The organism is Bradyrhizobium sp. th-b2 (genome assembly GCF_000426785.1).
In the GTDB taxonomy this organism is placed as follows: domain Bacteria; phylum Pseudomonadota; class Alphaproteobacteria; order Rhizobiales; family Xanthobacteraceae; genus Bradyrhizobium; species Bradyrhizobium septentrionale.
On the sequence record NZ_AUGA01000004.1, the window covers coordinates 206,543 to 223,525 of the forward strand.

General features: G+C 65.7%; 18 protein-coding genes. 8 read left to right on the forward strand and 10 right to left on the reverse strand.

The window, feature by feature from the left end; genetic code table 11:
* Positions 1–38: 38 nt before the first annotated feature.
* Entirely contained in the window at positions 39–2,708 is a 2,670-nt protein-coding gene (locus K359_RS0108315) for an alpha/beta hydrolase fold domain-containing protein (protein WP_029078933.1), read from the reverse strand.
* A 403-nt stretch (positions 2,709–3,111) separates the two neighbouring features.
* Here K359_RS0108315 and K359_RS0108320 point away from each other — a divergent pair, with 403 nt between their 5' ends.
* On the forward strand, positions 3,112–3,600 hold the full coding sequence (locus K359_RS0108320; protein ID WP_029078934.1) for a twin-arginine translocation pathway signal: 489 nt from the start codon (positions 3,112–3,114) through the stop codon (positions 3,598–3,600).
* Between the two features lie 20 nt (positions 3,601–3,620).
* Positions 3,621–4,250 (forward strand): ferric reductase-like transmembrane domain-containing protein, encoded by a 630-nt coding sequence (locus K359_RS0108325; RefSeq protein ID WP_029078935.1) that lies wholly within the window; start codon positions 3,621–3,623, stop codon positions 4,248–4,250.
* Positions 4,251–4,313: 63 nt separating this feature from the next.
* Here the strand turns inward: K359_RS0108325 and K359_RS0108330 are convergent, their stop codons facing one another.
* Entirely contained in the window at positions 4,314–5,018 is a 705-nt protein-coding gene (locus K359_RS0108330; protein ID WP_029078936.1) for an SDR family oxidoreductase, read from the reverse strand.
* Positions 5,019–5,108: 90 nt separating this feature from the next.
* On the reverse strand, positions 5,109–5,303 hold the full coding sequence (locus tag K359_RS0108335) for a hypothetical protein (protein ID WP_029078937.1): 195 nt from the start codon (positions 5,301–5,303) through the stop codon (positions 5,109–5,111).
* 213 nt (positions 5,304–5,516) lie between these two features.
* On the opposite strand from K359_RS0108335, the gene K359_RS0108340 reads away from it, so the two are divergent.
* Positions 5,517–6,335 (forward strand): extracellular solute-binding protein, encoded by an 819-nt coding sequence (locus K359_RS0108340; RefSeq protein ID WP_029078938.1) that lies wholly within the window; start codon positions 5,517–5,519, stop codon positions 6,333–6,335.
* On the opposite strand, the gene K359_RS0108345 is transcribed toward K359_RS0108340, so the two are convergent.
* The 4 genes from K359_RS0108345 to K359_RS0108365 form a co-directional block, all read right to left on the reverse strand.
* Positions 6,309–7,007 (reverse strand): ABC transporter permease, encoded by a 699-nt coding sequence (locus K359_RS0108345; RefSeq protein WP_029078939.1) that lies wholly within the window; start codon positions 7,005–7,007, stop codon positions 6,309–6,311. The two genes, K359_RS0108340 and K359_RS0108345, sit on opposite strands and share 27 nt — an antisense overlap.
* 171 nt (positions 7,008–7,178) lie before the next feature.
* The gene (locus tag K359_RS0108350) at positions 7,179–7,562 is read right to left on the reverse strand and encodes a response regulator (RefSeq protein ID WP_029078940.1); all 384 of its coding nucleotides are present in this window, start codon (positions 7,560–7,562) and stop codon (positions 7,179–7,181) included.
* A 112-nt stretch (positions 7,563–7,674) separates the two neighbouring features.
* A complete protein-coding gene (locus K359_RS0108355) occupies positions 7,675–8,886 on the reverse strand; it encodes an extensin family protein (protein ID WP_029078941.1) in 1,212 nt (403 codons plus the stop codon).
* 758 nt (positions 8,887–9,644) lie between these two features.
* Positions 9,645–9,989: a hypothetical protein gene (locus K359_RS0108365; RefSeq protein WP_156928412.1), complete on the reverse strand. Its 345-nt coding sequence runs from the start codon at positions 9,987–9,989 to the stop codon at positions 9,645–9,647.
* Between the two features lie 210 nt (positions 9,990–10,199).
* On the opposite strand from K359_RS0108365, the gene K359_RS0108370 reads away from it, so the two are divergent.
* The 5 genes from K359_RS0108370 to K359_RS0108390 all read left to right on the forward strand — a co-directional run bounded on the left by K359_RS0108370 (position 10,200) and on the right by K359_RS0108390 (position 15,095).
* Positions 10,200–10,904, forward strand: coding sequence for a DUF2147 domain-containing protein (locus tag K359_RS0108370; RefSeq protein ID WP_029078943.1), 705 nt, complete (start codon positions 10,200–10,202; stop codon positions 10,902–10,904).
* A gap of 181 nt (positions 10,905–11,085) precedes the next feature.
* Positions 11,086–12,186: a helix-turn-helix domain-containing protein gene (locus K359_RS0108375; RefSeq protein WP_029078944.1), complete on the forward strand. Its 1,101-nt coding sequence runs from the start codon at positions 11,086–11,088 to the stop codon at positions 12,184–12,186.
* A gap of 120 nt (positions 12,187–12,306) precedes the next feature.
* Positions 12,307–12,921, forward strand: a complete 615-nt coding sequence (locus tag K359_RS0108380; protein ID WP_029078945.1) for an inner membrane-spanning protein YciB — start codon at positions 12,307–12,309, stop codon at positions 12,919–12,921.
* Between the two features lie 156 nt (positions 12,922–13,077).
* The gene (locus K359_RS57165) at positions 13,078–13,404 is read left to right on the forward strand and encodes a hypothetical protein (protein WP_245284544.1); all 327 of its coding nucleotides are present in this window, start codon (positions 13,078–13,080) and stop codon (positions 13,402–13,404) included.
* Between the two features lie 158 nt (positions 13,405–13,562).
* Positions 13,563–15,095 carry a FecR domain-containing protein gene (locus K359_RS0108390; RefSeq protein WP_371261139.1) on the forward strand — a complete coding sequence of 511 codons (1,533 nt, stop codon included), beginning with the start codon at positions 13,563–13,565 and terminating at the stop codon, positions 15,093–15,095.
* A 69-nt stretch (positions 15,096–15,164) separates the two neighbouring features.
* Here the strand turns inward: K359_RS0108390 and K359_RS0108395 are convergent, their stop codons facing one another.
* The 3 genes from K359_RS0108395 to K359_RS0108405 form a co-directional block, all read right to left on the reverse strand.
* On the reverse strand, positions 15,165–15,992 hold the full coding sequence (locus tag K359_RS0108395; protein ID WP_029078948.1) for a class I SAM-dependent methyltransferase: 828 nt from the start codon (positions 15,990–15,992) through the stop codon (positions 15,165–15,167).
* Between the two features lie 115 nt (positions 15,993–16,107).
* Entirely contained in the window at positions 16,108–16,521 is a 414-nt protein-coding gene (locus tag K359_RS0108400; protein WP_156928413.1) for a hypothetical protein, read from the reverse strand.
* A gap of 79 nt (positions 16,522–16,600) precedes the next feature.
* A complete protein-coding gene (locus K359_RS0108405; RefSeq protein ID WP_029078950.1) occupies positions 16,601–16,906 on the reverse strand; it encodes a nickel-binding protein in 306 nt (101 codons plus the stop codon).
* Positions 16,907–16,983 lie beyond the last annotated feature (77 nt).

Genomic DNA, 16,983 nt, shown 5'->3' on the forward strand with positions numbered 1-16,983 from the left:
GTCCTGGTTGAGAACCGAAGCGCCGCAAGACTCCCAGTCTAGTTCGCCGCCGCGTTGATCTGCGGCGCGGTACTGCCCTGCTCGATCTGTTCGGACAGTCCGGCGAAGCGGCGCAGCGCCTGCGCCATCTTCGCGCGGCCGCTGACGCCGGTGATGATGACGTCGACCATCACGAAGGACGAGTGGAAGTGACCACTGCCCTTGAGCTGCTCGACCTTGACGCCGGCCTTGGCGAGCGCGTCGCCATAGGCAACGCCCTCGTCACGCAGCGGATCGAACTCGGCGGTCGCGATGAACGCCGGCGGCAGGCCGTCGAGCTTGCCGCGCAACGGCGCGACGCGCGGATCAGTGCGGTCGGCGGGCGAGCAGTACAGGTCCCAGAACCAGTGCATCAGCCCGCGGGTCAGGAAGTAGCCGGCCGCGTTGTCGACATAGGACTGCCGGTCGAAGGAGGAGTCGGTGACCGGACAGATCAGGAGCTGGCCCGCGATCTCGGGCCCGCCGCGATCGCGTGCGAGCTGGCAGGTGACGGCCGCGATGTTGCCGCCGGCGCTCCAGCCAGCGACCAGCACGGGCCCTGCCCGGCCGCCAAGTTCGGCGGTGTGGGCGGCGATCCAGCGCGTTGCCGCATAGCCGTCCTCGGCCGCCGCCGGGAAGCGATGCTCGGGCGCATGGCGATAACCGACGCTGACGATGATCATGCCGGTGCGCCGGCACAGATCGCGGCAGAACGGATCGTCCGACAGCTCGTCGCCGAGCACCCAGCCGCCACCGTGGAAATAGACCACGATCGGATGCGGCCCCGGCGTCGCCGGCCGATAGAGCTTGTAGGGCAGCGGACCGTCGGCGCCCTGCAGCATGCCGGTGCCAACCTCGCCAACGGGACGGCCGGCAGGACGGCCCTTGTTGAACTCGGTCAGGAAGTCGCGCGCGCCCTGCGCACCCATGGTCTCGATCGGCGGCAGGTTCATCTCGCCGAGCATGCCGAGCACCAGCCGCACGTCCGGCTGCAGCCGCACCACCTCGCCGTCATTGCACTGTTCGGCAACGCCGGGACCTGACAGCTTGAAGCCGAGCATGCCGCGGCCGACCACCTCGTTGCAGATGCTGCGATACGGACCGACGCCGCCGGTATAAGGCATCACGCCCTGCGGCTTGCCGGGGACGTTGGCGCCCGTGTACCAGGTGTTGGCGAGCCGGTGCAGCGTCAGCGTCGCGCAGTCGGCCATGTGCCGCTCCCAGCCGGTCTGCGCGTTCTCGGTCGCCTCCATCGTGGTGAAGCCGTCGTCGCGCAGCGCGGCGATCCGCTCGACCACCCAGTCGACATGCTGCTCGATCGACACCGCCATGTTCGACAGCACCGACGGGCTGCCGGGGCCGGTGATCATGAACAGATTGGGGAAGCCCGCGACGGTGACGCCGAGATAGGTCTGCGGTCCGTGCGCCCAGACATCCGACAGCGACTTGCCGCCGCGGCCGGAGATCGGATGCACCGCCATGATCGCGCCGGTCATGGCGTCGAAGCCGGTCGCGAACACGATGACGTCGACATCGAAGCTGCGCCTGTCGGTCGCGATGCCGTTGGCCGTGATCGCCTTGATCGGCTCCTGCCGCAGATTGACCAGCGTCACGTTCGGACGGTTGTAGGTCGCATAGTAATTGGTATCGAGGCAGGGACGCTTGGCGCCGAACGGATGATCGTGCGGGGCGAGCGCCGCGGCGATCTCCGGATCCTTGACCACGGCGCCGATCTTCTCGCGGATCAGGTCCGCGACCAGCCTGTTGCCGTCGACATCGACCGCCTGGTCGGCCCACAGCTGGGTCAGGATATGAACGAGGTCGCCCGCAGCCCACGCCTTCTCGAACCGCTCGCGGCGTTCGGCGTCGCTCAATTGCCAGCTCACCACGGTCTGCTGCGGATACGGCACACCGGCCATCGACCAGCGCGCCTGCTCGCGATAGGCCGCACGGTCGCCCTCAAAGTACGTCTTGCGATCCTCCGGCGCCGGACCGTTGCCGGCAGGCAACGCGAAGTTCGGCGTGCGCTGGAATACGGTGAGTTGCGCGGCCTGTTCGGCGATCAACGGAATCGATTGTATGCCCGATGATCCGGTGCCGATCACGGCAACGCGCTTGCCCTTGAGATCGACGCCCTGATGCGGCCAGCGGCCGGTGAAATAGATCTGGCCCTTGAAATCCTTGACGCCGTCGATCTCGGGCGGCTTCGGCGCCGACAGGCAGCCGGTCGCCATGATGTAGTAGCGGCACGAGACATTGGCGCCGTTGTTGGTCGAGATCTGCCAGCGCGCGGTCGCATCATTCCAGGTCGCCTGCGTCACCTTGGTGCCGAAGCGGATATCGCGGCGCAGATCGTAGCGGTCGGCGACGAAGCCGAGATAGCGCAGGATTTCCGGCTGGGTCGCGTATTTCTCCGACCAGGTCCAGGCCTGATCGAGCTCGGGGTCGAAGGTGTAGCTGTAGTCGATGGTCTGGATATCGCAGCGCGCGCCGGGATACCGGTTCCAGTACCAGGTGCCGCCGACGTCGGCGCCCTCTTCGAGCGCAACCGCCGAGAAGCCCGCCTTGCGCAGCCGATGCAGCAGATAAAGACCGGCGAAACCGGCGCCGACGACCGCGACGTCGACTTGCTGCGTGGTTCCGCTGTGCGTGGAGTCCGAAGCGCGTGCTGCAACTGCTGCGTCTGGCATGCCATTCCTCCCGTATGTTTTGATTTGACGGAAGGCTAGCCCTGCGCTTTCAGTTTGTCATCACGACAAACGCAATCAGAGGTCGCCGCAATTGTGACGCGCGCGGCCTGAAGCGAAACGCGCAGCGCGTAGACGCAAGTGGTGTTGCTCGGGCCCACGCACTCGGGTCTAAGCACATGAGTGAAGGTCGACGCCGCATCCCGCTTTTGCGAGCGAACCGCAGCGTTCCGCCGCACCGCATATACGGACGCATGGATTGCCTCGCCAACGGCGCGGGTTGAGCGGCCGGCGCCCATTCACAACTCTGCGACCGATCGCGCCCTTCGCCTCCCCCAACTGGGCAGCTCGCGCTTGTTGTTGTACCCTGAGCGGAGCAACTGCACGGTCGCCAGGAGGAATTTACATGACCACCGTCGTGTTCAACCGTCGCAACCTCCTCGCCGCTGGCGGCTCCGTCCTGGTAACAGGAGTTGCCGGGCTGCTGTTGCCCGCCCGCGCGGAAGGCCTCGCACCGACCGATTCGATGTTGGGCGGATCGAACAACTACCGCAAGGGTGCGCCGATCGTCGACCGGATCGGTAAGGGCGGCTTCTGGATGAGCGGCACCGTACGCCGCGCTGGCGACGGAACTCCGCTTGCCGGGCAGCGTATCCAGATTTGGGCGCACACGACCGAAGGGCAGGAGCACGAGCCGCAGAGTCATGGAGCCACGCTCACCGACAAGGACGGGGCGTTCCGTCTCGAGATGCCACAGATCATTCCCATCTTTGGCCAACCGCATGGTCACCTCGCGTATGACAGCGGTGAATTCAAAACTGTCTTCCTGCGTCCCATCATGCGGAGCGCAAAAGATACCAGCCTGGAGGCGCACTTCGTCCTTCAGCCGGTCTGACCGGGTTGGGATCAAAAAGGATGAGATTGGCCCGGGTAACCCTGATCTGGGCCGCTCTTGGAGCCGCCGTTTGCGTGCCGATCGCCGCTGCAGCGGCGAGCCCGCTGCTCGCATGGCGCGGTCCGATCTACATCCTGGCCGGATTCGCAGGAATTATCGCACTGGGACTTGTGCTCGTTCAGCCTTTACTCATTGGCGGCTACCTGCCGGGACTGGCGGCTTATCGTGGACGGCGTGCACATCACTGGATCGGAGGCACGCTGGTCGTGGCGGTGCTGGTCCACGTCGGGGGCCTTTGGATCACCAGTCCGCCGGACATGATTGACGCCCTTCTCTTCTCATCGCCGACGCCGTTTTCGCCGTGGGGTGTGATCGCCATGTGGGCAATCTTCGCCGTCGCGCTTTTGGCGGCACTGCGTCGGCGATTGGGACTGCGACCGCGAACGTGGCGCATTGCTCACATGTCCCTTGCGGTGGTCATCGTCGCAGGGAGTGTGGTCCATGGCATGCTGGTCGAGGGGACGATGGAGACGGTGTCGAAGGCGGCCCTTTGCGCACTGGTCCTCGGCGCGACCATAAAAGTCATGGCTGACTTGCGGGTGTGGCGAAAGCGAGCGACGTCGCGCGCAGAGAGGATTGTGCGACAGTAGACTAGGCGGAATTGATAGCGATACGGATCATCGGAACGTATTCCGAGTTGGGTCACTTGAGCCTCAAATCGACCGCATGAGGCCGCCATCGACGCGGATGTTCTGGCCGGTGATGTAGGCCGCGCCGTCGGAGACGAGAAACGCGATGGTTGCGGCAATCTCCTCCGCCTTGCCGTAGCGCTTCATCGGCACGCTGTCGCGGCGCTCGTCGGTTGCCGGTAAGCTGTCGATCCAGCCCGGCAACACATTGTTCATCCGGACATTGTCGGCCGCATAGCTGTCGGTGAACAGTTTTGTGAACGCGGCAAGCCCGGCGCGGAACACCGCCGAGGTCGGAAACATCGCGCTCGGCTCGAATGCCCAGGCGGTGGAGATGTTGACGATCGTGCCGGATTTTTGCGCCTGCATGACCGGTGCGACGAGACGCGTCGGGCGGATCACGTTCATCAGATAGACGTCGAGCCCGGTGTGCCACTGCTCATCAGTCAGCTCCAGCACACCCGCACGCGGGCCGTGGCCGGCGCTGTTGACCAGGGCATCGATGCGGCCCCAGCGCGCCATCACGCCGTCGACGGTGCGCTTCAGATCATCGTTCGAACGGTTGGAGCCGGTGAAGCCAATGCCGCCGAGTTCGCCGGCCAGCGCCTCGCCCTTGCCCGATGACGACAGGATCGCGACGCGAAAGCCATCGGCGGCAAGCCGCCGTGCCGCCGCCGCGCCCATGCCGCTGCCGCCTGCGGTGACGAGTGCGACCTTCTCCAAAGCCATGACCTGATATCCCTGTGATGACGAACCTGGCGCAAGATCTATCATCAGGGATCGCGCGGCGCGACACCCGGTCTGCCGCGCAGTGTCGCACTATTTGCGGAATACCTGCTTTGAGCAGGCTTCGAACCGGGCGACCGGCCGGTCCATCTGCCACAGCTCGACATCATGGTGATCGACAAGACGGCTGGCCGATGTGATGGCCTGGTCATCGTTGCTGCAATCCAAGTTGACCACGCCGATGGATCGGCTGTGCGGTCCAACGATATAGGCGCGATAGGTCGTCATCTTTGCCTCCAGGGACTGCGCTCTGCTAGCGAGCTCGCCCGAATGTGGACAGGAGGACGTATGAATTCGAGGTGGGATACCCCGCTATGGTGTAAACACGGTATAAGCGCCGCCAGGTCACAGGGGATCGCGCGGCGCTGTATCCGGCCCGCGTTGCGTCACCGGATCAATTGACGCATGGTGATCGCCGGCCCTACATCCTATCCTGACCGCATGACATCCCTCCTCCGATACCTCGTCATCGCTGCCGTGCTGCTGTTCGCCGGTCCCGCGTTGGCGCAGACGCCCACCATCATCGTTGCCTCGACGACATCGACCGAGCAGTCCGGCCTGTTCGGCTATCTCTTGCCGCACTTCACGCAGGCGTCGGGCATTGCCGTAAAAGTGGTCGCGGTCGGCACCGGCCAGGCGCTCGACATCGGACGGCGCGGCGATGCCGATGTCGTGTTCGTGCACGATCGCGTGGCCGAGGAGAAATTCCTGGCCGAGGGCTTTGCGACCAAACGGTATGACGTGATGTACAACGATTTCGTCATCGTCGGCCCGAAGACCGATCCGGCGCATATCGCCGGCGACAAGGATGTCGCGGACGCCTTGCGCAAGATCGCCGCGACGACATCCGCCTTCATCTCGCGCGGCGACCACTCCGGGACGCATGAGGCCGAGTTGCGGCTCTGGAAGGATGCCGGTGTCGATCTCGGTTCCGCGAAGGGCCAGTGGTATCGCGAGATCGGCCAGGGCATGGGTCCGGCGCTCAACATGGCGTCGGCGTCGAATGCCTATGTGCTGTCAGACCGCGGCACCTGGCTGTCATTCAAGAATCGCGGCGAGCTCGCCGTGCTGACCGAAGGCGATAAGCGACTGTTCAATCAATACGGCGTGATGCTGGTCAATCCGGCAAAGCATCCGACGGTAAAGGCCGCCGACGGACAGGCCTTCATCGACTGGCTGGTCTCGCAGGCCGGGCAGTCGGTCATCGCCGGCTACAAGGTCGGCGGCGAGCAGCTATTTTTCCCCAACGCCGCGCACTAGCAGAAACGCGATCGTGCTGACGCTGACGCTCAGCACAAGCAGGATCACACCAAGGCCGAGACCGAGCGCCAGTTCGCCCTTGCTGGTTTCCAGCGCGATCGCCGTCGTCATCGTTCGCGTGTAGCCGCTGATATTGCCGCCCACGATGATGATGGCGCCGACCTCCGCGATGGCGCGGCCGAAGGCGGCGAGGAACGCGGTGAGAAGCGAGGCGCGGCCAAGCGAGAACAGCAGCGCAAGGCTGCGCAGGCGGGACAGGCCGTCGGTGCGTATCAGGTCGGCGTATTCCGCCCACAGCAGCGCGACCGGACGATGCACCAGCGCGACCACGATCGGCGTCGCCAGGATGACCTGCGCCACCACCATCGCCGTCGGCGTGAACAACAGGCCGGCGAAGCCCAGCGGTCCCGAACGCGACAGCAGGAGATATAGCCCGAGCCCGACCACCACCGGCGGCAGTCCGAGACAGGCATTGGCGAGCACGATCACCACCTGCCGTCCGCGAAACCTTGATATCGCAAGCCAGCCGCCGATCGGCGCGCCGATCAGAAGCGCGAGCAGGCTCGCCAGCAAGCTGACGCGCAACGACAATGCGACGATCCCGAGCAGGACCGGATCGCGACTGGCGATCAGTGACGCTGCCGCCGTGATCGACTGTGCGAAGTCATTCATGCCGGCCTGGAGCCCCTTCCGTTCCGATCGAATCGGAACGGGGCTCCAGATCCTTGCCTTGACGCGCTTTCTTCACGCGAACCGGTATCCACTTCGCTCGAAGACACTTTAGGAGACACGTTTGCCACGCCCAACGTCCGCATCGCCAATGTTGCGGGAACGATCAATCGCTCAGGCCGGTGCGCCGTTCTTGAGCAGCTTCGTCACGGCCGCGACCAGCTCGTCGGGCGAGAACGGTTTGTTCAGCAGCACGCTGTCCGCCACGCCCCGGGTGGGCCATTCGTCGCCGCCGCCGCCGGTGATGTAGAGCACCGGGAATGACGGATCGATCTCGCGGGCGCCGCGCGCCACGCGCCAGCCGTCGAGCCGGCCAAGCAGGCGGATGTCGGTGACCAGGGCACTGTATTTGGTTCGGAACGCCTTCAGCAGCGTCAGAGCTTCCTCGCCCGAGCCTGCGATCGCCGGCTCATAGCCGCCGTCCCTCAGGGCGTCCTCTACCATCATCTGAAGATCACGATCGTCTTCGATGACGAGAATGATCGGCACGTCTTGCAAAACCTATCCCCCAGTAACCAGCCGGGTGCGCCCGGCTCGCGAGCATACGCAGAAAATAGTGGCTACCGTTTGCACGGCATCCCCAGTAAAAATACGGGTATCAGACGCGTCCCTATTCGTCGGCGAATTCGTCTTCTTCGTTGACCCCCGCTTTACCCCGCGGGACCGGCTTTCTGCCGCCGAGCGATCCTGTGACATAAGGTTCGCGCGTTGCATAGGGGTTACGGCCGCCGGCGCGCGCCGCGACCTCCTCGCCGGAGACGGCGGCCGGCTGGCAGATCAGGCGCCGGCTCGCCCGGCGCATCAGATCCACATGGATGTGGTCGTAGTGATAGACGTTGGAGCCTGGCGCCAGCACGGTGGTGAATTGCTGGCACGCGGCGGCCTGGATGTCGCGCAGGAAGCCCTGCTCTTCCGGCAGGCCCTTCCAGCCATCCTTGACCGAGATGCGGCGGCCGTCGGCGAGCGTGAAGGCTGCGATATCGAGCGCATTGCCGAACGCGTGCTCGGAAATATGCGCGTGCGAATTGCCGTTCATGCCGCGGCAGGAATAGGCCGAGATCTGCTTGATCTCGACGACGCGCGCGCCGAACCAGCGCTGTGCCGCCGGCTGCACGGAATCGGCGAGCCAGCGCTCGAGCACCGAGACGATCGGGCACGCCAACGTCGCCGCCGGCTTCACTGCGACCGGGCCGACCGTCATCACCGGGTTGCCGCCTGACGGACCGAGCCGTGGCGGCGGCGCGCCTGATGGCTGCTGGGAATAAGGCGCCGGCGAGTAAGGCGCGGCCGCGCTGTCGCGCCGCTGATTGGATGGCAGGCCCGGATAATAAGGTCGCTCGCCGCTGGCGTCGGGCGCGCCGTCAGGCGGCAGGTCGATCTCGTCCTGTTGCGGCGGAACGCCGGGCGCCGACAGCGAGACCGGCCCGTTCGGCTGGCTGCCATAGCTCGGCTGGCCGACCGCCTGATCGGAGTATGGCGCCTGCGCGGGCGGCGGGGACTGCCGGTTGATCGGCCAACGCGGCTGGTTGCCGATCGCGGCCGGCGGACGCAGGCTGTCGTCGGCAAATCCGTAAGCCGAACTGGCTTCGCCGAGGGCGCCGACCTTGAGCGGGAACTCGGCGCCGCAGGCACCGGGCCCGGAGATCGGATCGATGCGGACGAGGTCGGCGCTTTCCTTGACCGCGCCGGATTTCAGGCAAGCGGCCTCAGCCTCGGCCCGCCACGGCTCGCGCTCAGCGGTCTGAAACAGACCGCGGCCGCAACCAGCAAGCGACACAAGGACAAGGGAGCCGACGAGATACAAACGAACTCCACGCGTCATGGCGCGGAGGTTCTGCGAATTTGATTAAAGACTCTTCAACGCAATTCGACGCGTTGATTTCAACGCTCCTTAACCATACGTTGGAACCCGGCCGAGCAACTCGCGCGCTGCCGGGATATGTCTCCATCACCAAGTGTAACGAACGACGCCCTTGCCGCCATAGGACGACGTGACGTCGGAGAACTCGCCTTCGAAGGTCAGCAACCGCCCGGAAGGCCCCCCAGGCACTGTCAGGTTCACAGGCCCCCGGAATATATTTGGGGACGCTTCAACGCCTTGATTCGACGCTGTTTTGATCCGGGCGCCGCAATGCGGCATTGCCTGGGAATAGCGGGCCGGACAGCAACGCTGACTTTTTCGGCCAGGAACCGATTGCTAGCTTCAGCGTTAATGCGGGCAGCGTTGTGAACCAAGGGAGCACCCCCAATGGATTTCGCGAGTCCTCTGCTGAGCAAGCTGAGCATTGTGGCCGCGTACATCGCGTTCGCCTTCGTCGGCGCCATCATTCTCGGCGTGTTCTAGGACATTCGGCTCCTGGGACATTCGACTTGGCATTGAGTTCAGCGCCCGGCGGTCGCCCCGCCGGGCGCTTTGCGCTTGGTGACAGCCTCCATCGTCGACCCGTCATCCTGAGGTGCGAGCAGAGCGAGCCTCGAAGGATCGACGGCCACCGGCCGGGCCGTGCATCCTTCGAGACGCGCGCAAGAGCGCGCTCCTCAGGATGACGGTGACAGGGCGCGCGGCACCCCGCCATCCTCTCAAAAATTCGAGCAGCTCGATCCGGTGATGCCGCCGATCGTGAAATCGTGGCAGACCAGACCGGGATTGTCGGGATCGGGATAGCCGTCGTCGCGACGGCGCGGCTCGCGGACGGTTCGGCTGAAGCGCCAGCCGCGGGCGCGCATGCAGCTTTTGTATTGCCGCGACGTCGGCGTGCCGTTCTGCGGTGCGCCGAACTGCGCATCGCAGAATGCGGTGTCGACATGCAGCGCGTTGTCGCCGCGCCGCTGCTTCAGCATGTTGGTGTAGATGTCGTTGCCGGCATGGGCGGCGACGGCGCTGCCGGCGACGAGCAGCAGCGCGACCAGGCTCAAGCGTTTCATGTTTGCCTCCATCGCTTGCGGAAGTGCGTTGACCTCCGTCGGTCGCGCGCGACGAAGCGTCCGGTTCGAAGGCGTTCAATTACAAATTGGACAGCTGCAAAGTCAGGAGCGCGGCTCGCCCTACGTGACATCGATCACGGAAGCCGGCGCCGGCAGCGCGTAGCGTCCGGATCAATCGAACCCCGCCGCCCAACGCCCACGGAGACTGTCATGAAGACGTTCGTTGCGATCGCCGCGCTGCTGATGGCCACCACATCAGCCCATGCCCGCGGCTCCGGCATCACCTTCCAGATCGACGGCCAGCGCATCCATGTCGAGGCGCCGCGCAATTGCAGCGCGCTGTCCTGCATCCGCATCTCGGCGCCGGGCTATAGCGGCACGATTGGCAACATCAACCTCAAGGGTCTTGGCTCGAAGTCAAACGATGATGACGATGTGGCGTCGTCGGAGGCGCCGCCTGCAGCGCCACCACCTGCGCCCGCTCCCGCGCCTGCGCCGGTGCAGGCCGCCGCGCCGCAGCCGGTGCCGGCCGCGCCGGTTGCAACGGTGGTCGCGCCTTCAGCGCCTGCACCGGCCCCGGTCGCGGCACAGCCGGCACCGCAACCCGCTCCCATTGCCGCCGCCCCGACACCAACCGGACCGGTCGGCGTCTGGGTCACCGAAGAGAACAAGGGCAATGTCCGCGTCGAAGCATGCGGCGCCAATCTGTGCGGCTATTCGGTGAAGACCAACGAACGCATCCTGATCAACATGAAGCCCGACGGCAGCAAATGGAGCGGCCGCATCCACGATCCCGACTCCGGCCGCGACTACGACTCGACGATCGCGATGAAGGGCTCGAATGCGATGCGCGTGCAGGGCTGCGCCTTCGGCGGCATGTTCTGCGGCGGCCAGACCTGGAAGCGGGTCAGCTAGGCCGTCGCAATTCGAGATCCCTCCAGTGTCCGCTGCCGCGCAACCGGCTGGCGGACATCGGATTTTGAACATCCGCCCTGACGCTTTATCGCGGCTCGTACCCATCCCTTCATGCGGATCGCCTGAAGCGCTATAAGAACAGCATTGTCGAGGGTGAATTTGAACCTGCGGGCGGCTTACGATGGCGTTGACGGCTCTTGAGCTCGGTCTCCGGGGAGCAGTGGTCGCACTGTTCCTGGTGGTTTGCGCGGTGCTGCTGCTGCGCTACGCGGCGGTCAATCGCACCGCAAGCCTCGGCGCCGCGATGGGCGCGGCCGGCGCGGCCTATGCGATTTCGACCGCACCATTCTTTCCCGCAGCGTCATTCGGCTGGAGCTCGCCGTTCATCGCCTTCGCCATGGGCTCTCCGGTGATCTTCTGGCTGTGGGCTCGCGCGATATTCGACGAGCAGTTCGTGTTGCGGCCCTGGCACGCTGCCATATGGACGCTCCTCGCCGGCCTAGGCGTTGTCAGCCACAATTGCTGGACGATCTGGCCCGATGTCGCCAAGACGTGCGGCCGCATGCTCGCGCTGGCGACGATCGCCTTCGCCGTGCTCGGGGTCACGCAAATTCCGAAGGGCTGGCGCACCGCCGTGACGACGGCGCGCGGCCGGCTGTTGATCGCGCTGGTGATCGGCGTCGGTCTGCAGATGGTGCTCGCCGCCGCGGCAGGGCTGGCGGCAATTCCGACGCGGTCGATCAGCCTGAGCGCCGCGCTCGGCCTGGCTACATTCGCGCTGATGTCGATCTGGATGATGCTGTTCGATCCGCCCGTCGGCGAGCCGGCCGCGGCCGGCACCGGCGGCCAGGCTGGCCGGGCGTCCGGATCGTTCGAGCCCGATGGCCCGTCACCCCAGGACCGCGCGTCGCTCAATCGCCTCAGCCACCTGATGACGACCGAGCGCGCCTACCGGCAGGAAGGGCTGACCATCGGCCTGTTGGCGGCGCGGCTCGGCATGCCGGAATACCGGCTGCGCACGCTGATCAATGAGGGACTCGGCCACCGGAATTTCAACGCCTTCCTCAACCGCTATCGGCTCGACGAGGCCAAGGCGGCGCTCGCCGATACCAGCCAGGCCGAGGTGCCGGTGCTGACGATTGCGCTCGATGCCGGGTTCCAGTCGCTGGCGCCGTTCAACCGCGCCTTCAAGGCGGACACCGGGCTGACGCCATCAGAGTTTCGCCGGCAGGCGGCTGCCGCGCAAACCGCTGATACGGCGGAAATTGCCCGCTCGGAGTGAGAATTCGCTCCTCGATTTCAGAAATCGATAGGCCTGCAGCACCACAATCTGCCTCACTGGTGCCGACGCATGCACCGCTTGTGCGGCGGCGCGACACGGCAAGCGGAGTTTCAACGCCCGATGAAGCACTTCCTCAACGCGGCCAGGCTATTGGCCCTCGACCTGGCGTCGACCCTGGTCTTTCTTGTTCTGTTCCTGCTGACCCACAACACCGCGCTCGCGGTCGGCCTCGGCATCGCGTTCGGCGTTGGACAGATCGGCATCCAGCTCATGCGCGGGAAGCGGATCGACACCATGGAGTGGCTGAGCCTGTTCCTGGTCGTCGCCGCCGGCTCCGCGACCCTGCTCACCCATGACCCGCGCTTCGTGCTGTTCAAGCCGAGCATCATCTACGCGATCGTCGGCGTCGTGATGCTGAAGCCGGGCTGGCTCAATCGTTATCTACCCAAGATCGCGCAGACCGTCGTGCCCGATGTCGCCGTCATGGTCGGCTATGCCTGGGCGGGCCTGATGTTCGTCTCCGCCGCCGTGAACGCCTTCGTCGCGCTGACCTGCGAGATCACGACATGGGCGATCGTGATGCCGATCTATGGCATCGTGAGCAAGATCGTGGTGTTCCTCGGCGGCTTTGCCGCGATGCGCTTCACCGCCAGGCGCCGCATCCGCGCCATGCCGGAGGCACAGCGCGAGGCCGTGCTCACGCTCGAGGGAGCTCCGGCGACGGCGACGCCGTAGCCGCCGACGTACCCCGTCCGGGGCGTGGTGGACGAAACAATCGGGCGCGCGACGAAACGATTTTGCGGTACTGACGAAGAATTGCTGAAACCGGGCCTCCGTAGTCATGCGCCCGGCAACGCGCTGCTTCGGCGCGATCACCACAAGGGGGACATCATGGCTTTCACCGCTTCCGCGCTCCGTCATGGCAAATTGCTGGCGGCAACCGCGTTCACGTTCGGTCTGTTGACCTCGGCGTCCTATGCCTACACCGACGAGCAGCAGCAGATGTGCACCGGCGACGCGATGCGGCTGTGCAGCTCCGAGATCCCCGACGTCGATCGCGTCACCGCCTGCATGGTCCGCCAGCGTGCGCTGCTCAGCGACGGCTGCAAGGCGGTTTTCCACTACGTGCCGCCGGCAGCGGCCCCGCAGCCCGCGAGCTACACGCCTGCGACCAAGCCGGCGAAACCACTCAACATCACCCCTCACAAGCGCGGCTAACCAAACCCCGACTGCGACCAAGCACCGTGCTTCCCGCGAGGGAGCGCGGTGCTTGATCGTTGCGGCCTGCCATGACAACAAGGCGGGACCGTTCATTCGGCATTCAGCCGGACGCGGCTCAATTGCGAGCCCCAAGTGCCTCCCGGGAATCGATGGTGATGCGCCGCACCTTCCTCTTCGCGCTTCTGCTTGGCATCGGCGCCACGATCGGTTGGCATACAACGGCCGATGCCGCGCCCGACCTGATGCAGCTTGCGCAAGCACAGCCGGCGCCTTCGCCGGCGCCGAGCGCGACACCCGCTACGCCTGCGCCCGCAACACCTGCTCCGGCCGCGACGCCGCAGGCCACAGCGCCCGAGCCGATCGGCAACGTCGCGACGCTGACCGGCACCGCCACGGTCATCCGCAACAACGCGACGACGCCGCTGCAGATCCGCGACGACATCTTTGCCAATGACGAGGTCGCGACATCGGCGACCTCCTCGCTCGGCATCACCTTCAACGACGGCACCACTTTCAACCTGCGCGCCAACGCCAGGATCGCGATCGACAATTACGTCTATGAGGACGGCGGCCAGCAGAACAGCGCGCTGTTCAACGTCGGCAAGGGAACGGCGGCCTTCGTCGCCGCCGCGGTCGCCAGGACCGGCGACATGAAGATCTCGACGCCGACCGCGACACTCGGCATCCGCGGCACCACCGGCCTTGTCGAGGTGCCCGAAGGCGCGACCGCGACCAGCAACAATGTCGGCATCAAGCTCTATCCCGACGCCGACGGGCATGTCGGCCGCATCGAGGTCAATGACCGCAGCGGCGCCTCGCTCGGCGTGCTGACGCGCGGCGCGAGCGGCTTTGCGATTCGTCCAGGCAGCGGCGGCGCCCGCTTCGCCGCGGTGCCGCTGACGATCTCGCCGCAGCAGATGACGCGCGACCAGGGCTTCGTGCGCCAGGTCCACAGCGCGCAGACGCTGGGTCGTCAGGTGGTGTCCGAGCAGCGCGACTTCCGCCGCGCCAATCCCGACTTCCGCAGGGCCAATCCGGCCGCGCCCTATCCGAACCGCGGCCAGCCGGTGCAGCCGAACCTTCAGCGCCAGAACGGCCTGCCGGGCCAGAACCGCAACGCTCCGCAACAGCCGGGTCAGCAAAACCGTCCGGGCCAGCAGCAGCCCGGCCAGCCGAACCGTCCGGGCCAGCCGCAGCAACCGGGCACGCCCGGCCGGCAGGGCTCGCAGCAGCCGGGCACGCAGCAGCAAGGCGGCGCGCAGCACGCGCTGCCCGGCCAACCCGGCGGCGCGACGCTGCCGCACGCGCCCGGTGTCCAGACGCCGGCCGGACAACAGCCTGCGCGCCAAGAACCTGCACGCCAAGGCGGCGCGACGCAGCCCGGTGGACAACAGTCGCCTGCACGTCAGGGCGGCCTGCAGCCCGGTCGCACAGTGGCGCCGGGCGGCGTGCGCCAGCCCGGACAACCGGCGGCTCAGCCGGGTCAGCCAGGCGTGCCGCGACAAGGCACGGCGCAGCCGGTGCCGCCGGCACCCGGCCAGATCCGCCCCGGAATCCAGCAGGCCGCACCGGGCATCCGCCCCGGCATGCAACGGCCCGCACTGCAGCCACGCCCCGGCTTCGTGCAACGGCGCGCACCGCCGCCGCCGCGCGCGGCAAAGCCGCCGCCCAAGGACAAGCGCCAGTAGAAGAACGAATGTGGCGCCGGCGAAAAACGCCGGCGCCACGCTCCGATCGAAAAAGCAGCAAGCGGCAGATCAGCCCCGCCTGGTGATCACGGCCTCCAGATATTCACTGGGGATGACCAGCGTCCCGTCCTTCGCGACATTGAACTGGTCCATCAGGCGGAACATGTCGGCGGCGAGCAATTGCTGCTTGACGGCATCTATCGCTCCGAATGCTTTCAGTACCGGACCGTAATAAGTGCGGAAGATCTCGAGGAAATGCTCGCGCGACCTGTAACGGAAATTGAAGTGCCTGCGCGTGGCCTCAACCGTCGCCTGGGGACCGAACAAGGCGACGAGATGGGCTTCGGTGCCCCATAGCGCGGGAGATTTCACGCCCGGGGCCGGCGGCACATATTTGCCGATGGTCTTGAACACCTGGCCGATGAAACCCTCCGGCGTCCAGCTCGCAAGGCCGATCTTGCCGCCGATGCGACAGACGCGGCGCAGCTCATTCGCGGCCTGCTGCTGGTCGGCGGTGAACATGACACCGAATGTCGACAGCACGACGTCGAAGCTCGCATCGGCAAACGGCAGCTTCTCCGCGTCCGCTTCCTGGAACGTGACGGGCAGCCGTTCTGCGGCCGCGCGCTCGCGGCCGCGCTCGAGCAACGCTCCAACGTAATCGGTCGAGACCACGTCGGCAAAGCGCCGCGCGGCCGCCAGCGTCGCATTGCCGTTGCCGGCGGCGACGTCGAGCACCATTTGATTGCTGCGCAGGTCGACTGCCTCGCAGAGCGTTTCACCGACGATCTGAAGCGTGGTGCCGACGATGGCGTAGTCCCCCGAGCTCCAGGTGGCTTGCTGGCGTGCCTTGACGGCGGCGAGATCGACAGCGGGCATTTCGGTCTGAACGTTCATGTGAATCTCCTTTGAGTATGAGGTGCGGCTTCCGGCGAGACCGCAGCCTCGCCGGAAGTCCGTAAGTCGCGTTGAAATGCGTAGTGCAGTGCAATTGGCCCTGCGGTGCGGCGGACTACGTGCGACGGTCGAGAAAGACCGTGATGGTCGATGCGGCAGCAATGCTCCAATCAGAGCGATGGCTGCAGCCGTGCTTGCTACGCTGAGGCCAGACGACGGCCTGCTGCACTGGAGCTGCACGATGCTCCAGAACGACAGGCTCCTCCGCTCTGGTGAACACGGGTGAAGACAAACCGGCGATCACCAGCCCGAGAAGCCCGCTTCGAATGATCGGCCGAGCGCAGCGGTCGCCGGCGCCCTTCGACCGCCGGCTGCCGGGCTCGCGCGGCATCAGGCCGCTGACTTGCCGCTCGCGGTTTGCAAGCATGCCTGCGACCAATTGATTGACGATCCGGCGGATGCGCAAAAGCAGGATGGAAAAATGCCTACGTACCGGACTTGACACGGACTCCATGAATGAAATCGACATAATCGTTTCCTTGATCAAATAGTGATGGCGTCCCGGATAATCGATTGGCCGGGATACGCCATGCGACGCCCCCCAGGCGTCACTCGGCTGCAATGGGCGGTTGGACCGGATCACCACGCACCACCACGGTTGTCGCGACCTTGTAGAATTCTTCGCCCGGCATGCCGACGCAGCGCGCATGCTCCCGGATCGAGTCGCCGTCGCGCGCCTCGTAGATGCAGAATGTGCCAATGCGACCATCTGCCTCATGCACCACGTAGCTACGGATCCAGCGGACGCGGTCCGGCATCTGCTGATCGCCGATCCTGGCGGAGGTTGCGCCGGCAAGCTCCAGCTCGCTCATGTTTGCCCAGGCGCTCGGACGGCGAATGACATAGAGTTCCATCGAAATCTCCTCAGTTGCGAGTGTTGAACAGCAGGCCTGGCTCCGATGATCGCGAGCCGTGAGAGATGTATAGGCGC